General features: G+C 68.1%; 16 protein-coding genes. 2 read left to right on the forward strand and 14 right to left on the reverse strand.

Annotation, left to right across the window (positions count from 1 at the left end; genetic code table 11):
• Positions 1–36 precede the first annotated feature (36 nt).
• From ACTMTJ_RS41155 to ACTMTJ_RS41205, 11 genes are all read right to left on the reverse strand, one after another.
• Positions 37–498 carry a hypothetical protein gene (locus tag ACTMTJ_RS41155; RefSeq protein ID WP_441224191.1) on the reverse strand — a complete coding sequence of 154 codons (462 nt, stop codon included), beginning with the start codon at positions 496–498 and terminating at the stop codon, positions 37–39.
• A gap of 34 nt (positions 499–532) precedes the next feature.
• On the reverse strand, positions 533–1,663 hold the full coding sequence (gene arsM, locus ACTMTJ_RS41160) for an arsenite methyltransferase (RefSeq protein WP_441224192.1): 1,131 nt from the start codon (positions 1,661–1,663) through the stop codon (positions 533–535).
• 321 nt (positions 1,664–1,984) lie between these two features.
• Positions 1,985–3,928: a KedN5 family methylcobalamin-dependent radical SAM C-methyltransferase gene (locus tag ACTMTJ_RS41165; protein ID WP_441224193.1), complete on the reverse strand. Its 1,944-nt coding sequence runs from the start codon at positions 3,926–3,928 to the stop codon at positions 1,985–1,987.
• Between the two features lie 86 nt (positions 3,929–4,014).
• Complete coding sequence (locus ACTMTJ_RS41170; RefSeq protein ID WP_441224194.1) at positions 4,015–4,257, reverse strand: acyl carrier protein; 243 nt, start codon at positions 4,255–4,257, stop codon at positions 4,015–4,017.
• Positions 4,258–4,280: 23 nt separating this feature from the next.
• Positions 4,281–4,709, reverse strand: coding sequence for a holo-ACP synthase (gene acpS / locus ACTMTJ_RS41175; protein WP_441224195.1), 429 nt, complete (start codon positions 4,707–4,709; stop codon positions 4,281–4,283).
• On the reverse strand, positions 4,679–5,935 hold the full coding sequence (locus ACTMTJ_RS41180; RefSeq protein ID WP_441224196.1) for a beta-ketoacyl-[acyl-carrier-protein] synthase family protein: 1,257 nt from the start codon (positions 5,933–5,935) through the stop codon (positions 4,679–4,681). The genes acpS and ACTMTJ_RS41180 overlap by 31 nt, the downstream gene beginning before the upstream one ends.
• Complete coding sequence (locus tag ACTMTJ_RS41185) at positions 5,932–7,236, reverse strand: beta-ketoacyl-[acyl-carrier-protein] synthase family protein (protein ID WP_441224197.1); 1,305 nt, start codon at positions 7,234–7,236, stop codon at positions 5,932–5,934. Before ACTMTJ_RS41185 ends, ACTMTJ_RS41180 begins: the two co-directional genes overlap by 4 nt.
• 185 nt (positions 7,237–7,421) lie before the next feature.
• Positions 7,422–8,435 (reverse strand): selenide, water dikinase SelD, encoded by a 1,014-nt coding sequence (selD, locus tag ACTMTJ_RS41190; protein WP_441224198.1) that lies wholly within the window; start codon positions 8,433–8,435, stop codon positions 7,422–7,424.
• Positions 8,436–8,437: 2 nt separating this feature from the next.
• Complete coding sequence (locus ACTMTJ_RS41195) at positions 8,438–8,893, reverse strand: SRPBCC family protein (RefSeq protein WP_441224199.1); 456 nt, start codon at positions 8,891–8,893, stop codon at positions 8,438–8,440.
• Between the two features lie 91 nt (positions 8,894–8,984).
• A complete protein-coding gene (locus tag ACTMTJ_RS41200; RefSeq protein WP_441224200.1) occupies positions 8,985–9,773 on the reverse strand; it encodes an ABC transporter permease in 789 nt (262 codons plus the stop codon).
• Between the two features lie 24 nt (positions 9,774–9,797).
• A complete protein-coding gene (locus tag ACTMTJ_RS41205; RefSeq protein WP_441224201.1) occupies positions 9,798–10,784 on the reverse strand; it encodes an ATP-binding cassette domain-containing protein in 987 nt (328 codons plus the stop codon).
• Between the two features lie 270 nt (positions 10,785–11,054).
• Here ACTMTJ_RS41205 and ACTMTJ_RS41210 point away from each other — a divergent pair, with 270 nt between their 5' ends.
• The gene (locus ACTMTJ_RS41210; protein WP_441224202.1) at positions 11,055–11,678 is read left to right on the forward strand and encodes a hypothetical protein; all 624 of its coding nucleotides are present in this window, start codon (positions 11,055–11,057) and stop codon (positions 11,676–11,678) included.
• A complete protein-coding gene (locus ACTMTJ_RS41215; protein ID WP_441224203.1) occupies positions 11,659–12,144 on the forward strand; it encodes an SRPBCC family protein in 486 nt (161 codons plus the stop codon). The genes ACTMTJ_RS41210 and ACTMTJ_RS41215 overlap by 20 nt, the downstream gene beginning before the upstream one ends.
• 18 nt (positions 12,145–12,162) lie before the next feature.
• On the opposite strand, the gene ACTMTJ_RS41220 is transcribed toward ACTMTJ_RS41215, so the two are convergent.
• The 3 genes from ACTMTJ_RS41220 to ACTMTJ_RS41230 all read right to left on the reverse strand — a co-directional run bounded on the left by ACTMTJ_RS41220 (position 12,163) and on the right by ACTMTJ_RS41230 (position 16,442).
• Positions 12,163–13,761: an FAD-dependent monooxygenase gene (locus ACTMTJ_RS41220; RefSeq protein WP_441224204.1), complete on the reverse strand. Its 1,599-nt coding sequence runs from the start codon at positions 13,759–13,761 to the stop codon at positions 12,163–12,165.
• A 72-nt stretch (positions 13,762–13,833) separates the two neighbouring features.
• Positions 13,834–14,874, reverse strand: coding sequence for a methyltransferase (locus tag ACTMTJ_RS41225; protein ID WP_441224205.1), 1,041 nt, complete (start codon positions 14,872–14,874; stop codon positions 13,834–13,836).
• On the reverse strand, positions 14,871–16,442 hold the full coding sequence (locus ACTMTJ_RS41230) for a DHA2 family efflux MFS transporter permease subunit (protein WP_441224206.1): 1,572 nt from the start codon (positions 16,440–16,442) through the stop codon (positions 14,871–14,873). Before ACTMTJ_RS41230 ends, ACTMTJ_RS41225 begins: the two co-directional genes overlap by 4 nt.
• Positions 16,443–16,445: the final 3 nt, after the last annotated feature.

The following is a 16,445-nucleotide window of genomic DNA, read 5'->3' on the forward strand; positions in this document are numbered from 1 at the left end:
AAGCGTGTCCTCCAAACTGGAGGTTATGCGGCCGTCTCAACCACCGGAGGCGCCGGCCCAGATGGAGCCGGGCAGGAAGTCCATGCACCCGAGGGCGCGCCAGCCGCTGTAGTCCTCGGTGACCGCGCACTCGTCGGTCGCGGTCGCGCGCACGGGTCCGAGCAGGCTCAGGTCGTGCTTTCCGGACATGACCAGCTCATGCAGCGCCGGGAACACGGCGTGCACGTTGTAACGGACGCGCAGATACCGCTTCTCGAAGTCCATGATCCCGACGTTGCCGGATGCGCCGGACTCGGGATCGAGGGTGATCGAGACGACACCGGAGTCGATGCTCTCCGTCTTGCTGATCGGGAACGGTGCGCTGTGGGTGGACACCCCGTAGAGGCCGGCGACGCGGAAAATGACCCGGTCCGCCGGATCGGCCTGGAGCCGCCGGGCGGCGATCTCCTCCGGCGATACCGCCGGCGCCACCGTCTCGCGTTCTTGGGTTGTTGTCATACCTTCCTTCCCCTCTTCTGAACGGCAGATGCCGTCAGTCGGTGGATGCCGACGACGACGGAACCAGGACCTTCTCGGCCTGGTCCGCGACGCCCGGCCGGCGGGCTCGGACGCTGGTGTTGGCGAAGCCGAGCGCCAGCGCGTCCGCGAGCCCCGCCCGCTCGAGGATGGGCGCGACCCCGCCGAGCTCGGCGTCCCGCGCCGTGTACTCCCGTTCGCGGTCCACCTCGATGTCGACGAATCCCGCCGCGGTGAGCCGCTCGCGGTACTCGTCGACGGTCAGCGCGCCGCCGATGCAGGCGGCCCACGCGCTCAGGTCGTCTCGCATCTCGGCCGGTACAGGTAGCCGGGTCACGATGTCCGAGATCGCTAGCCGCCCACCAGGACGGAGCACCCGGTACGCCTCGGCGAGCGCCCGCGCCTTGTCGGGCACGAGGTTCACCACGCAGTTGCTGATGATCACGTCGACCGACCCGCGCGGCAGTGGAATGGACTCCATGTCGCCCTTGAGGAAGGCCACATTGGTCAGGCCGGCCTTCGCGGTGTTGGCTCGCGCCAACGCGATCATCTCGTCCGACATGTCCAGACCGAAGACATGCCCCTCGGCCCCGACCCGGCGGGCCGCCACGATCGCGTCGAGGCCACCGCCCGAACCGAGGTCCAGAACGACCTCGCCGGCCGACAAGCCGGCCCGGTCGAACGGGTTGCCACAGCCGAGCGACGCGACGATCGCGTCCATCGGAACCTGCTGTAGGTCGCCCTCGGCGTAGTCGGTGACGCAGCTGACCTCCTCGGGCAGCCCGGCAGCGGTGCTACCGCCGCAGCAGCCGTCGGCACCGGCGCGAACGCTCTTCGCGTGGGCGTCGTAGTGCTGCTGCACGCCGCCGCGGAGGGCGTCGGCCCGTGTGGTCAGCTTGATCCCTACGTCGACGGAGGGTATGGCGCTGTCACCGTGGCAGCCACATCCGGCCGACGCGGTGGCGTTGACGGTGGAGCTCGCCCGCCGGCGGCCCCAGCTGCGGGGGTCGAGCCTGGCCAGCATGCGGGCCGACGCGCTCTTCGACCAGCAGGACCACAGCTCGCCGACCTTGCTCCAGCGGAACTTGGGGGCCTGCTTGCCGGTGACCGGCGTGACGATCCCCTGCTGCTCCCACTCCTCCGACATTGCGTAGCACCCCGGGCAGTTGGTCTGGCACGCGTCGGAGCACTGTGGCGCGCACACCGCGCGCCAAAACCACTTCATCCCGGCCATGCATTTCCTCGCTTCATCTCGGCCGCCATGACAATTTCGAGTATGCGCGCCGATGAATTCGCGAGTCAAGAAAGACGTTCACCAATAAGGTCCCACCTATGATCGTCAGCACATCGACTGATCAGTCACGATGAATAGACGTATTGGGTACCACTTATCGATCCCGCAAACCAATACCCGAGGTATAGACATACTACGCGGTCAGCAATCTCAGACGTCCATATTGGTGGACACTCAGACCTGGTCTGCCGCAGCGTACGGTCGCACATCCTTGCCTTCGGCACGCAATTCCTCGTGCGTGTGACCGACGTAATAGAAGCCTTCTTCATGGCTGGCGTAGCACTGATGAAAGCCAACCTTGGAGAAGATTGCCAGTCGCGTCGGTTTCGGCGCCGGTTCTCGCTTTGTGCCTCTTTCCAGATCGGCCAGCACCGCTGGCACGTCATACGTCAACCGAACGTCCGAGCGGCAGAAGTGGGGCTCCCCGTCGATGTCGACGATCGGTAGCTTCGCGCCATCCAGCCCGGGCAGGTCGAACACCGGCCGGGTCAGGCAGTCGTACCGTAAGACCTCGGTGAGGAATTCGACGTACGCCGCCGGCAGCAGCGGGACGATGGCCTCCTGCCACCACGTGGCGAGCACGTCGTCGATGTCCGGCTCACCGTAGAACTGCCGGAGGAACACCGGGACGGCACTGGGCACCCGCTCCACCTTGGCCGCGACCGCCGCGAGCCGGACGGCGGCCGGGTGGGCGGCGGTCTCGAACCAGGCGACCATGTTTCGGATCACCGTGGACTGTGTCAGGCCCGCGTACTCCCGAAGCGGTGCCCAGATGTGCCGGAACACCAGGTGCTCGGCGACCGACCGCGCCCAGAGTATGAAGCGCTTCATCTGGAGGTTCTCGGCGATCGTCATGGTGTTGTGCGCCAGGACGTACTCGAAGTCGTCGTTCTCGCCCCGAACGGTCTGGAAGCCGTACGTGGCCTTGTTGACCGAGTAGTCGGTGTTCGGCAGCAGCAGGAGCGGGTAGACCGCGATCCGGGTCATGTGCCGGGCGAGCCTGTCGTAGCCTTCGAAGAAGGAGTCCACCGTCTCGCCAGGTGAACCCCAGATGAGCTCGGCGTAGCAGTCGAGGCCCTCCGCGCGCAGCCAGCGGACGAGGTCCTCCCATTGGTTTACCTTCATGTTGCGGCGCTGCATCTGTTCCAGCGCCGAGTCCTCCAGCGTCTGCAAGGCGAGGGTGAAGGAGCTACGCATGCCGACCTGCTTCATCCGCTTCACGATGTCGTAGAAGGACTTGGACTTGTTCTTGGCCCAGGATCCCTCCACGGCACGCGGGTAGCCGTGCTTCTCGCGGAGGCGGATGACGTCCTCGACGAACTCCAGGTCCTCCCGCAGGAGGCCGATGTTGGCGTCGCACAACACGATCGTGTGGACCTTGTGGAACGCGAAGATCTCCAGCTCCTCGCGCAGCCGCTCCCGCGAGAACGCGCGGACCTTCTGGCCGACCGCCCCGCCCCAGTAGCAGAACGCGCACTTGTAGGGGCAGCCGCGGTTGGTCTCCATGAGCGCCACGTCGTACCGGAAGTCGCCGACCGAGTCGGTCAGCGGGATCGCGTTGGTCAGGAACGGCGAGGGGATGCTGTCCAGGTCGAGGATGCGTTCCGGTTCCTTGGTGGTGACGATCTGGCCCTCGGGGTCGCGGAAGCTGATGCCGCCGATGGCGTGCAGTTCGCCCGGTGACTGGCCGGCGAGGTAGGCCAGAAGGATGTCCCGGAAGACGAACTCGCCCTCCCCGTTGACGACGAGGTCGACCTCAGGGAACTGCCGGAAGACCCGGTTGGCCTGGTTGGCGACGTGGGTGCCCCCGAACACGACCCAACCCTCCGGGTGGATCTGCTTGAAGCCCTCCGCGATGTTGCCGAACGTGAAGTAGCTCCAACCCTGAACGGAGAACGCGATGACGTCGGGGCGGCCTTCGGCGAACATGGTCTCCGCCATCACGGTCACCGGGTCGCCGCCGCCGAAATTGAAGATTCGGATCTCCATTTCGTCGCGTATCGGCTCGCATGCCAACGCCGCCGCCTTGAGGTAACCTGCGGCCAACGGCATCGACTCTTTCGGCATGTCCCAGACGCCCTGCTGGACGATCCACACGATTCGCTTGCGAGAAGACATGGCCACCTGTGACCCCGAATCCTGCTGCGCCAATAAACCAGCTCAGAAGCTAGTGCCGGCGCGGGCGCCGCAGAATCGGGTAAACCCTAGGACGAGGCAGGCAATCCTGCGGCGGCAACGTGCCACATCATGTCGCCGAAGGTCTTCAACGCGAGGAAGTCGTCCGTGTCAATGCTGATCGACAGCCGCTTTTCGAGGGCCACGGCGATCTCCACCATTTCCGTCGAGTCGATCTCCAGATCTTCGCGCAGGCGACTGTCCGGCTCGATCCCGGTCGGATCGATCTTCAGCTCGCGGAACACCTCGACCAAGGTCTCACGGATTTCCATGACTCCCCTCCGGCGGTCGTTTCTCACCATCCCAGTACGACTGCGACGGCCAGATCCTTCTCGTGGGAGATGCTCAGCAGCATCTGCCTGAGGCCGCAGCGCTCGGCGGCCTCGCGGGTGCGTCCGTGCAGCTCCACGTAGGGCTCACCGTGATCACCGATGCGTACCTCGACCTCGGTCCAGCGGGCGGTCTGGCCGCGGCTGCCGAACACCTTCTTGGTCGCTTCCTTCGCCGCGATCCGGCCCGCGAGCCTGGTCCACATCAGGCCACGCGCGCCGTGGGCGTCGGCAAGCTCCCGCTGGGTGAGCAGCCGCTCGAGAGTCGCTGTCCCGCTTCGCTCCACCATCTCGCGCAACCGGCGGACCGAAACGACGTCCACGCCGAGAGCGCCGGGTGGACGCCACGGCTCGCGCGTCGGCGTCAGCCCGGCCAGCGCTTCAGCACCAGGCACGCGTTCACCCCTCCCAGGCCGCGTGAAACGACCGCGACGGACTGCCGGCCCCGCAGATCACGCGCGGTTCCGGTGACGAAGTCGAGGTCGAACCCAGCGGCCGGCCGCTCCAGGTTGGCTACCGGCGGCACCAGTCCGTGCGACAGCGTCCGGAGCGCGGCGACGACGTCGGCGACAGCAGCCGCGCCCATGAGGTGGCCGGTCGCCGGCTTGGCGGCGGTAACCGGCACGTCGTCACGGTGTGAGCCGAGTGCGCCCTTGATGGCGGCCACCTCCGCGGCGTCTTCGCGAGGTACGCCCGACCCGTCCGCGTACAGGCAACCGAGGTCACCCGCCGCTATCCCGGCGCGCTCCATGCTCTGCGCGATGGCGCGCGAGAGCGTGCGTCCGTTGGGCTCGATCGTGTAGGTGGGGGCGTATCCATCGGTGTTGGTGGCCCAGCCGGCGAGTTCCCCGTGGATCTTGGCGCCCCTGCTCCGGGCATGGTCGGCCGATTCGATGACGAGAAAGGCCGCGCCCTCACCGATCGCCGTACCTGTATGCCCGCGGTCGAAAGGCCGGTACGCCACCTCGGGCTGCTTGTTGCCATGCGGAGTGAGGAAGCCACCCGTCTCGCAGCACGCCCACGCGTACGGGGACAGTGGCTGCTCTGAGCCGCCCGCGATCACGACATCGGCGTGGCCGCGCCTGATCATCTCGGCGGCGTGGACGATCGCGTACGCGCCACTCGCGCGGTCGCAGACGAAGGTGCGCGCGCGACCCTTGATGCCGAAGGTGATGCAGATGTTGCCTTGCGGCGCCGCCGGAAACCACGCGGTGGCCTGGTACGGGCTGACGTCCCGAGGGCCTTTCGCCCACAGGTCGCGCAAGCCGCGCTCGGCGAACTCCCAACCGCCCAGCACGTTGCCGACCGTGACGCCGACCCGCTCCGGCGCCACCCCGTCGGGCCGGCTGATCCGCAGCCCAGCGTCTTCGATGGCGGCGCCCGCGGCGGCCGTGGCCAGGTGAGTGAACCGGTCGGTCTTCTTCACGAACCGTCCCGGCAGCCAGTCGGTCGCGACGAAAGCGTCCGCCTGCCCCGCGATCTGGCAGAGGTACGGCGACGCGTCGAACCGGTCTATCTGCCGGACCCGGGAACGGCCGGAGAGCGCCTGCGCCCATAGCGCCTCAGGCCCGATGCCCGCCGGCGTGACCGCACCGACGCCGGTGATCACAACGTGTGTCATGCCGGTGCCCCCGCCGATCGGAGCACCAAGGTGGCGTGGAGGCCGGAGAAGCCGCTGGCGTCCGAGAGGACCACATCACCACGCCACGGTCGACCGGTGTTGGGTACGTAGTCCAGGTCGCATTCGGGGTCGGGGCGCTCGTAGTTGATGGTGGGGTGGATGTAGCCACGTTCAAGGGCGAGCGCACACCCGACGATCTCCTGGGCGCTGGCCGCCGAAAGCGGGTGGCCAGTCATGGACTTGGTGGAGTTGATGGGGATCCGACGAGCGTGCTCGCCCAGGGCGAGGACGAGAGCCTTCGTCTCGCACCGGTCGTTCTGCGGCGTCGAACTGCCGTGCGCGTTGACGTGGTCCACGCTCTCCGCAGCCAAGCCGCCGTCGTCGAGGGCACCGGTCATCGTGCGCGCCAGGTCGGCGCCGTCGGACAGCAGGTCGGTCATGTGCAACGCGTTGCAGCTCAGGTCGAACCCGGTGATCTCGGCATAGACGTGCGCGCCGCGCGCCAGCGCGTGCTCCCACTCCTCGAGGACGACGACGCCGCAGCCCTCGGCCAACACGAACCCGTCGCGATCCGCGTCGAACGGCCGCGAAGCCGTAGCTGGCCGGTCGTTGTGCCGCCGGGACAGGCAGTTGATGATCTCGAAGGACGCGGTAGTGATCGGCGTGATCGGTGCCTCACTCGCCCCGGCCACGACGACGTCCGCCTCGCCGTAGCGGATGCTCTCGAAGGCGTAGCCGATGGCGTCGACGCCGCCGATGCACCCGGTGGAGAGGGTGATGCACGGCCCTCGGGCGCCGGTCAGCGCTGCCAGGATCACGCTCGGCGTGTTGGACATCGAGGCGAGGTACAGGTCCGGACCCACCTTCGTCGGATCGACGGGCCGCTGGCCGCGATCCGTGGACGCGATGAACTCGCGTTCCATCTGCCGGGTGCCGCAGATAGCGGTGGAGAGGACGATGCCGAACCTGTCCCGTTCCACCGCCTTGACGTCAAGGGCCGCGTCGCCGATGGCCTGCATCGCTCCGGCCACCGCGAACTGGATGAACCGGTCGAGCCGCTGGACCTCCTCCGGCAGCCCCACGGCCACGGGGTCGAAGTCCTCCACCTCGGCCAGGACGTTGGAGCCGAACTCGAACCCGTCGTAGAGGTCACAACTCTCTACTTTGGACAGATGTTTGGTGGCGCTGCGCCCGTCCACGAGCCCTTGCCAGTACCGCTGCTTGCCGATGCCGAGCGGGCTGATCACGCCGAGTCCGGTGATCGCGACCCGCCGGGGGCCGATCTGCTCCGCGCCGCTCATTTTTTGTCCGCGATGAGGATCGCCTGCTCGCCGCTCACAGCGCTGCCTGGGCTCATGCGTCAATCACCTCGAGACCACCAATCCCGCTCTGCGCGGTGCTCTGCGACAGAAGCCGTGCCGTAAACGTACGGAGCACGCGGCCATCCGGTTAATCGGGAAAACCCTAGGGCGGGATCCTGGGCCGTCTATCGGACAACGACGAGGTGCTCGCCCCGCGGTACGAACTCGCCGATCACCGGCGAGCCGGGGATCTCGCCGGCCAGCAGTAGCCCGCCGGACGTCTGCGCGTCGGCGAGCAGGATCGCCTCCGCCTCGTCCACCGCGGACAGCTCGCAATGCGGCTGCGCCCAGGCGAGGTTACGCCGGCTGCCGCCCGGGACGAAGCCGTCGCGCAGCGACTCCCGTGCGCCGTCCAGGTACGGAACCGCGGAGGAGTCGACCACGGCGGTCACGCCGCTGGCGCGCGCGACCTTCAACAAATGGCCGAGCAGACCGAAGCCCGTAACGTCCGTGGCACAACGGATTCCGGATCGGACCGCGGCCGCGGCCGCGTCGCGGTTCAGCGTCACCATCGTCTCCACCGCGTGCGGAAACACCTCGCCGGTGCTCTTGTGCCGGTTGTTGAGAACGCCGAGGCCGAGTGGCTTGGTCAGGGTCAGCGGCTCGCCGGCCAGCGCCGTGTCGTTGCGCATCAGGTGGTCAGGCCGCACCAGACCGGTGACCGCCATACCGTACTTCGGCTCGGGGTCGTCAACGCTGTGCCCGCCCGCCACGTGACACGCGGCTGCCCGCGCGACGTCGAGGCCGCCACGTAGCACCTCTCGCGCGAGGTCGAACGGCAGAACGCCCCGCGGCCAGGCCAGCAGATTGACCGCCACAAGGGGCGAGCCGCCCATCGCGTAGATGTCCGACAGGGCGTTGGCGGCCGCGATTCGTCCCCAGTCGTACGCGTCGTCGACCACGGGCGTGAAGAAGTCGGTCGTGAGCACCACCGCCTGCTGCTCGTCGATCCGGACGACGGCGGCGTCGTCACCGTTGTCGAGCCCGACCAGCAGCTCGCCTGGCATACCGGTGAAGTCGTCTGGCTTTATCAGGCCGGCGACCACTTCTTCCAGCTCCCCGGGCGGGATCTTGCACGCGCACCCACCGCCGTGCGCGTACTGGGTAAGGCGGCCCAGAGACTGGACGGTGCTGGTCATGCCTACCTCCGCGTGACGAAATCGCTGGACTCCAGCATGAGCTTGATCCGCTGCTGGTTCTTGTACCCGTGCTCGTCCATCCATTCCTTCATGGCCGCGCCACTGACGGAATGGCCAGGGTCCACCTCGAAGTCCTGCGTCCACGTCATCAAGGTGCCGTCCCGCTCGGGCCGGTACGTCCACCGCAGATGCATGTACAGGAACGGGTACAGCGGCTCCTCCCGTGCCGAGATAGCGACGAGGTCACGGTGGTCGAGGATCCGCCACGATCGCCAGTCGAAGCCCTCGGTGCGCAAGCGGAAGGTCAGCTTGCTGAACCTGCCCGAGTCCTCCCGAGTCAGCACCTCGCTGTGCAGGTAGGCGTCGAACAGCTCGGTCCATCGGTCGATGTCGTTGGTGACCTCGAACACGATGGCGGGTGGGCAGCTGATATGGATGCTGTGTTGGATGCGCGGCATCGCTGACCTCCTGACGTTCGGGCCACCCGATGGTAGAGACGGGCAGCGTGCAACCTTCCCAGGGAAAACCCCAGGCCGACCGCGGCGCCGGCTAGGTGCGGATGCGCTGGTAGCGGACGACGGTTAGCGGAACCAGGACGACCAGCAGTCCCACGGTCCAGGCCAGCGTCTGCAACACGGGCCGCGCCACCGGCCCGCCGAGAATCAGGGCGCGGGTGGCGTCCACCGCCGGCGTGACCGGATTGATCTTGGCGACGGCCTGTAGCCACCCCGGCATGCTGCTGACCGGCACGAACAACGAAGCGACGAACACCGTCGGAATAGCCAGCAACAGGCTCGCCATCGAGGCGGTCTCGACGCCGCGCGCCACAAGCCCGATGAACGCGCCGAGCCAGGACATCGCGAAGCCGAACGCCAGGGCCAACGCGACGGCGGCGATCGCCCCGGCGAGCCCGTTGTGGAAGCGAAAGCCGGCCAGAGCGCCCACCACCCACACGACGGAAATGGCGAGCAGATTGCGCGTAGTGTCGAAGACCGCCCGACCGGCGAGCAGCGCCCAGCGGGTCATCGGCAGGGACCGGAAGCGGTGAACCATGCCCCGGTTGAGGTCCTCCGCCACCCCGACGGCGGCGTTGTTGAGGTTGAAAGTGACGGCGAGCACCATCACACCGGGGACGAGAAAGTCGATGTACTTCATGCCGGCCGGCCGCAGTGCGCCGCCGAAGACGAAGTTGAACAGCAGCACCCACATGATCGGCAGCGCGGTCGCCGCAGCGATCAGGGCGGGCATCCGCAGGTGCGCGTACACGTTCCGCCGCGTCATCACCGCCACGTCGGTCAGGATCCGCACCGGCGTCGAGACCGGATGCAGGCTGGTCATTGTCATGTGCTCCTCCGGTTCGGCTCAGCCGGCTTCGGCGGGCACGTGCCGCTTGGCGTCGGCGGTCGTGTCCGGGCTGCTTCCGGTCAACGCCAAGAACACGTCGTCGAGGCTTGGCCTCCGTAACAGGACGCCGGACAGCTTCACCTGTGCGCCGTCCAGGTGGCGGACGACAGCCGGCAATGCGGCAGCGCCGTCGTCGACGGGCAGGGTCACCACCCCGGCGTCGGCGTCTGTCTGGGCCTGCCCCGTGCCCAGCGTGGCTACCGCGCCCGCCGCCCGGGCGCTGTCGGATGGATCAGCGAGGCGCAGCTCTAGGCGATCACCGCCGTAGGCGGATTTCAGCTCGTCGGCTGTGCCTCGGGAGATCACCCGGCCGAGGTGCATCATGACGATCTGGTCGGCCAGCCGGTCGGCCTCCTCCAGGTACTGCGTGGTCAACAACACGGTGGTGCCGTCGTCGACGAGGCGACGGATGACGTCCCACAAGGCGATCCGGCCCTGCGGATCCAGCCCGGTGGTGGGCTCGTCCAGGAAGAGCACCGGCGGGCGGCCGACCAAGCTCGCGGCAAGGTCGAGGCGACGACGCATGCCGCCGGAAAACGTGCGGGCGGTGCGGTGCGCCGCGTCGGCCAGGTCCATCGTCTCCAGCAGCTCGCTTGCCCGCTGGCGCGACGCACGCCGCCCCAGGTGGTAGAGCTGGCCGATCTGCTCGAGGTTTTCCCGACCGGTCAAGAAGTCGTCCACCGCCGCGAGCTGCCCGGCAAGTCCGATGGTGGCGCGGACGCTCGCCGCCTCGCGCACGACATCATGCCCCGCCACGCGAGCCCATCCGGAGTCCGGTCGCACGAGCGTGGTAAGGATGTGCACTGCCGTGGTTTTGCCGGCGCCATTGGGGCCCAACAGGGCCAGCACGGTGCCCGCGGGCACCGTGAGGTCGATCCCGGCCATCGCCTCGACGTTCCCGTACCTCTTGTGGAGGTCGCCGGCCTGGATCGGCTCGTCACTCATGATCGGGACTCCTCGTACGGCAGGGGACCGATTGGTGTAGCAACGCTATAGGTAGTGATGCTAGCCTAGATCGGGCCGCTAGTGTAGCGTTGCTACGTACTGTCCTGCGGCCGCGCCTCACCGATATCCACCCGCGATTGTCAATGTCATAGGGGCAGACTTATGTGTTGCCCTTGATTGACCAGCCGGAATAGGCTGCCCACCACCGCCGGCCGGAGCCGTCAATCATTTCGTCGTACGCAATGCGTCAACTACGACCGTGGATAGCCCATGAATCGCTACGCCTTCACCTTCACCGTCGAACCGGAAACAGCCGGCGCGGTCGCGGGCGTGCTGGCGTACTACCTGCCGGGCATGACGCTGGCGAAGAATGGCCGGGTTCTCCATGTCACCGACACGGAGGACGACCTCGACGGCCTTGACGCTCGCCTGTCCGGCCGATCGCGGCGGGCGCCGATCACCCAAGCGCTGGCCGGCTGCTGGCGACCATCGGGCGATGCCACGTTCGTCGCGGCGACCGTGATGGAGACGACCACCCACTACGAGCGTATGGACCGTGACCGTCTCGCCGCGGATGGCCGGGTCGACCGGTGTGCGCTGCTGTTGCCGGTGCACACCGGGCCGGCTCGTGTGCCCGCTGGCCTGCTGGACAGCGTGGGCGCCCCCGGTCGCGTGCTCCTCAGCAGCACGGTGTTTCGCCACAGCGAGGTCGTGGTGTGGTTCCGCGAGACCCGAGGTGCCGCCGCGGTAAGCCCTCCGGAGTCGTCCGCTGGTCGCGCCATGACGCTGCTGTCCGCCACTCATGGCTGGAGGGGCGGCAGCGGCGAAGGGCTCAGCCCAGCATCACCGCCAAGTCCAATTGGAGGCATCGCACATGCCGGGACACACCGATAACGCGATCGTCATCAACGCCCCGATGGACCTGGTCTGGTCCATGACAAACGACGTTCGCTCCTGGCCGGAGCTGTTCAGCGAATACGCATCCGCCGAGATCATCGCGGACAACGGAACGACGATACGGTTCCGGCTCACCACGCATCCGGACGAAAGCGGCCGGCAATGGACGTGGGTTTCCGAGCGGACGCCCGACCCGGCCACCCGGACCGTGCGAGCCCACCGGATCGAGACGGGCCCCTTCGAGTACATGAACCTCTATTGGGAGTACCAGGACGACGGCTGCTCGGTGTCGATGCGCTGGGTCCAGGACTTCCAGATGAAGCCGGACGCGCCGTTTGACGACGCGGCCATGACCGAGCGCCTGAACCGCACCAGCCGTACCCAGTTGGCTCACGTACGCGACCGGATCGAGGAGCGGCACCGGGCCACCTCACCGGCCGACGCGGCGCGGCCGAACAACTGACACCCGGCGGTTCGCCCGTCAGCGTGGCAGCAGCCAGCGGTCGAGAACCCGCACCAGCCCGCCGAGGTCACCGGCGCCGGCCCGGTAGGCGACATGCCCGTCGGGGCGCACCAGATACTGGGCCGCGGCGCCCGGCGCGACGCCCAGCCGGTGCAGCAGGCGGCCATCCGGGTCGGTCAGGACGCCGGCCCGACGGGTCAGCCGCACGATGGCGACAGGCGCGGCGAACCGGTCGGGGATCCGGGCCAAGCCGTCGGCGTCCCACGCCGCCACGTCACCGCACAGCAGGATGGTCCAGGCGACCGGGTCCAACGCCCGATGGAGAGTCTTACCCTGTCCATCGTGGACGACCGAGCCGTCGGGAAGCCGGTCACCCGGTTTGGGCCCGTGCCGCGGCGGGCGGGGACCCTCGGACGACAGCGGACTGCGCCGGTAATGGATGGCCAGCTGGGAGATGGCCCGGAACATGTACGCCCGGGCCCGCTTGGCCTTCAGAGCCAGCGGAGCCAGCCGGGACGCGATCCTCGTGCGGATGAAAGGCAACGGCGGCGTGGTCGACGTGGAGATTGTGAAGGCCCGATCGGTGAAGCGCAGCACCCGGCGGCCGACCGGAGCCCGCTCCGGCTCGTACGTGTCCAGCAGCGCCGGGTGGGCGAGGCCGCCAATGACCGGACCGAGCTTCCACCCGAGGTTCACCGCGTCCTGGATGCCGGTGTTCATGCCCTGGGCGCCGGCCGGGCTGTGGATGTGCGCGGCATCCCCGGCGAGGAACACCCGCCCCGAGCGATACCGGGTCGCACCCCTGTTGTACAGCCGGAAGTTAGTCATCCATACCGGGTCACGCAGCCGCACCCGCCCTCCGGTGTACGGGTCGACGAGTCGTTGCACCTCGTCCAGGGTGACCGGCTTTCCCGGTGGCGTCGGGTCGCTGCGCTGCCGCATGGCGAGCACCCGCCAGGTGGCCGGCCGCCCAAGCGGGAAGAAGAACAACATGCCCTGGCCGGACAGGAACGTGTGCGCCGCACCGGGCTCGATGCCGTCCGCCTCCAGGTCGGCGAGGACGAAGGTTTGGGGATACGCGCCGCCGACGAAGTCGATGCCTGCCTGTTCCCGTACGGTGCTGTGCGCACCGTCGCAACCGACCACATAGGACACCCGAACTGCGGTCTCTGTCCCGTCTTCCGCCCGTAGCTGGCACCGGACAGCGTCGCCGTCCTGCGTGAGCGCGGTCAGCTCCACCCCTCGGCGCACGACGACGCCGCGGGCGGCGAGATGCTCGCCCAGGATCCGCTCGGTCTCGGCCTGCGAGATGAACAGCAGGTAGGGGTAGGCGGTGTCGGTGGTTCCGATGTCGAACAGCGGAATGGTCACGGATCGGTGCGGGAAGTGCATGCGAAGCTGCACCGCCCGGTTGCCGAGCTCGACGAGCTGGTCGGTGACGCCCAGCGGCTCCAACACCTCCAGGGTGCGGGGCTGGACCGCGAGCGCCCGGGACTCGTGGACCCGATCCGGTTGGCGGTCGACGACGAGGACCCGGGCACCGTGTAGCAGTAGCTGAGCCGCGAGGCTCAGCCCGGTGGGACCGGCGCCCACCACGAGCACGTCGGGATCGGACACTGCTTCATCGTCGGACGCCACGGCAGGCAACCTACCCCGTACGGGTCTGGTGTGAGACCGGCTTCGCGAAGCTCACTCGGCAGGAACACCTTCGATGAGACTCCACGCCTCGCCCATCTCCAGCACCCGGGTGGTGCGGAAGCCGGCGCGCGCCAGGAGTACCTCGTACTCCTTCTGGGTCCTTTCCCGGCCACCCATCAGCACGAGGATGTTGAGGTCCATCAGGGGGCCTTTCTGCACCCCGCTCTCGGGGAGCACTCGTTCGACGACGAGGATCTTGCCGTCGGAAGCCATCGCCTTGCGGCAGTTGGACAGGATCCGGTGGGCCGCCTCGTCGTTCCAGTCGTGCAGCACCTGGGAGAGGATGTACGTGTCCGCCTCGGCGCTGATCGATTCGAAGAAGTCACTCTCCACCAGGTCGCACCGGTCGAGGACGCCGGCGCTTTCCAGATAGCGCCTGGCGCCCTCGAGCACCGCCGCGCGTTCGAGCAGGATGCCGTGCACCTGCGGGTACTTGCCGAGGATGGCCGCGATCAGCGCACCGTGTCCCCCGCCGATGTCGGCCACCCTCCGGCTGGCGGAGAAGTCGTACATGTCGGCCACGGCGGCGCGCGAGCTCGCGCCGGCCAGTGCCTTCTGGAAGACGCCGCGAGCGGCCGGATTCTGTTGCAGGTACTCGAAAAAGTGCACGCCGAAGATCGGCTCGAAGACGCTGCTACCCGTCCGGACGCCGTCGGCGAGCCGTCCCCACGGCCGCCAGAACCAGTCCTGCCCGTTCAGCACCGCCAAGGCGTGCAGCGAGCCGTCGACGTCGCTCCGCAGCAGCGCCGCCAGGGGCGTCAGCGCGAACGTCCGTGGCGCGACCTCCGTGAAGATCTCGACGCCGGCGAGGGCCCGCAGCAGCCGGTAGAGGCCGTCCTCGTCCGCCCCGGTCACCCTGGCGAGGTGATCGCATGGCTTGGCGCCGTCTTGGAGGAGGTCGGGCACACCCAGGGCCGCGGCGACGTGGATTGCCTGGGAGACCTGGTAGGCCGAGATCATCTGCCGTAGCCGCATAGCCAGGTCGAGCGCAGAGGCGTTCTGGGTGATCCGTTTCTCGTGGGTATCCGTCATGGCAGCTCTCCTCGTTCAGGGTCAACGGTCTGGTCCCGCCGCGCGGCGGATTCCGGCGCGGCCGCCGGCCCCTCGCGGCGCATGGGCACATTTCGTAGCGCGACGGCGATCAGGGCGGCCACGGCAAATGCGGGGGCGATCCACAAGTAGACGTCGGTGAGTGCGCCCGCGAACGCCTCGACGTACGTGGCCCGCACGTCCGGCGGCAGTTGCGCGATCGCGTCGGAGGACACGGTGGCACCGGGGCCCGATGGGATGTCGATGCTGCCGCCGGGCGCCAGGTCGGCGAGGCCGGTGGTCACCTGCCGGCTGAAGAGGGCACCGAGCACGGCGACCCCCACGGCACCGCCGATCGTGCGCAGGAAGGCGACCGTGGACGTCGTGACGCCGATGGTGTCTGGTGAGGCCGTGTTCTGTGCGACGAGCACCAGGACCTGCATGCACAGGCCGATGCCCAGGCCGACGAGGATCATGTAGAGGGTGATGGCGGTCCGTGAGGTCGACGGCTCCGCCGTTTGCAGCAGGAGCATGCCGCCGGCCGCCACCAATGGCCCCAGCACGGTGAAGACCTTGTACCTGCCGGTCTTGGTGATGACCAAACCGGCTACGACGGCGGCGACGGTGAGGCCCATCATCAGTGGCAGTAGCAGGAGCCCCGCGTCCGTCGGTCCCTCGCCCTTGGCGAGTTGGAGAAACAACGGGAGGAATGCGATCGCACCGAACATGCCGAAGCCGACGAAGAAACTCGACGCGCACGCGACACTGAAGGCGCGGTCCCGGAACAGCCCCAGCGGCAGCACCGGATCGCTGGCCTTCCACTCCACCGCGATGAACACCACGATCGCGGCCAGGCCGAGCGACGCCCAGAGGATGATGGTGGAGGAGCTCCAGGCGTACTGTGCCCCGCCCCAAGAAGTGACCAAGACAACGGCGACAATGGCCCACGCAAGCACCGCAGAGCCGATGAAGTCCAAGCGGCGGCCGGTGCCGCGCCCGACCGCCGAGGGCAGCGCCAGCGCGACGACGGCGAAGCAGACGGCTCCGATGGGAAGGTTGATGTAGAAGACCCAGCGCCAGCTGAGGTGCTCGGTGAACAGTCCGCCGATGAGAGGGCCGATCACGGACGCCCCGCCCAGAGCAGCACCGAAGAATCCCTGGTACTTGCCAAGCTCCCGCGGGCTCACGATGTCGGCGCCCATCGCCACGGTCACGGTCAGCAGACCGCCCCCGCCTACGCCTTGCAGGGCGCGGAAGGCGATGAGCTGCTCCAAGGACTGTGCCAGCCCGACCAGCGCCGATCCAACGACGAAGACCACGACGGCCACCAGGAACACCGTCTTGCGACCGTAGAGGTCGCCAAGCTTTCCCGACAGCGGGGTCGACACCGCCACGCCAGCCAGGTACGCGGTCACCACCCAGGCGATGTGCCTGAGCCCACCAAGGTCGGTTGCGATAGTCGGCAGCGCGGTGGCCACGACTGCCTGGTCGAGCGCGGCGACCAGCAGGGCCAGCGCGAGACCAGCGAAAATCAGCCGGATACGGGCCGGGGAAAGATTCGGGGTATCCATGCG

Source organism: Phytohabitans sp. LJ34, assembly GCF_052068095.1.
GTDB lineage: Bacteria > Actinomycetota > Actinomycetes > Mycobacteriales > Micromonosporaceae > Phytohabitans.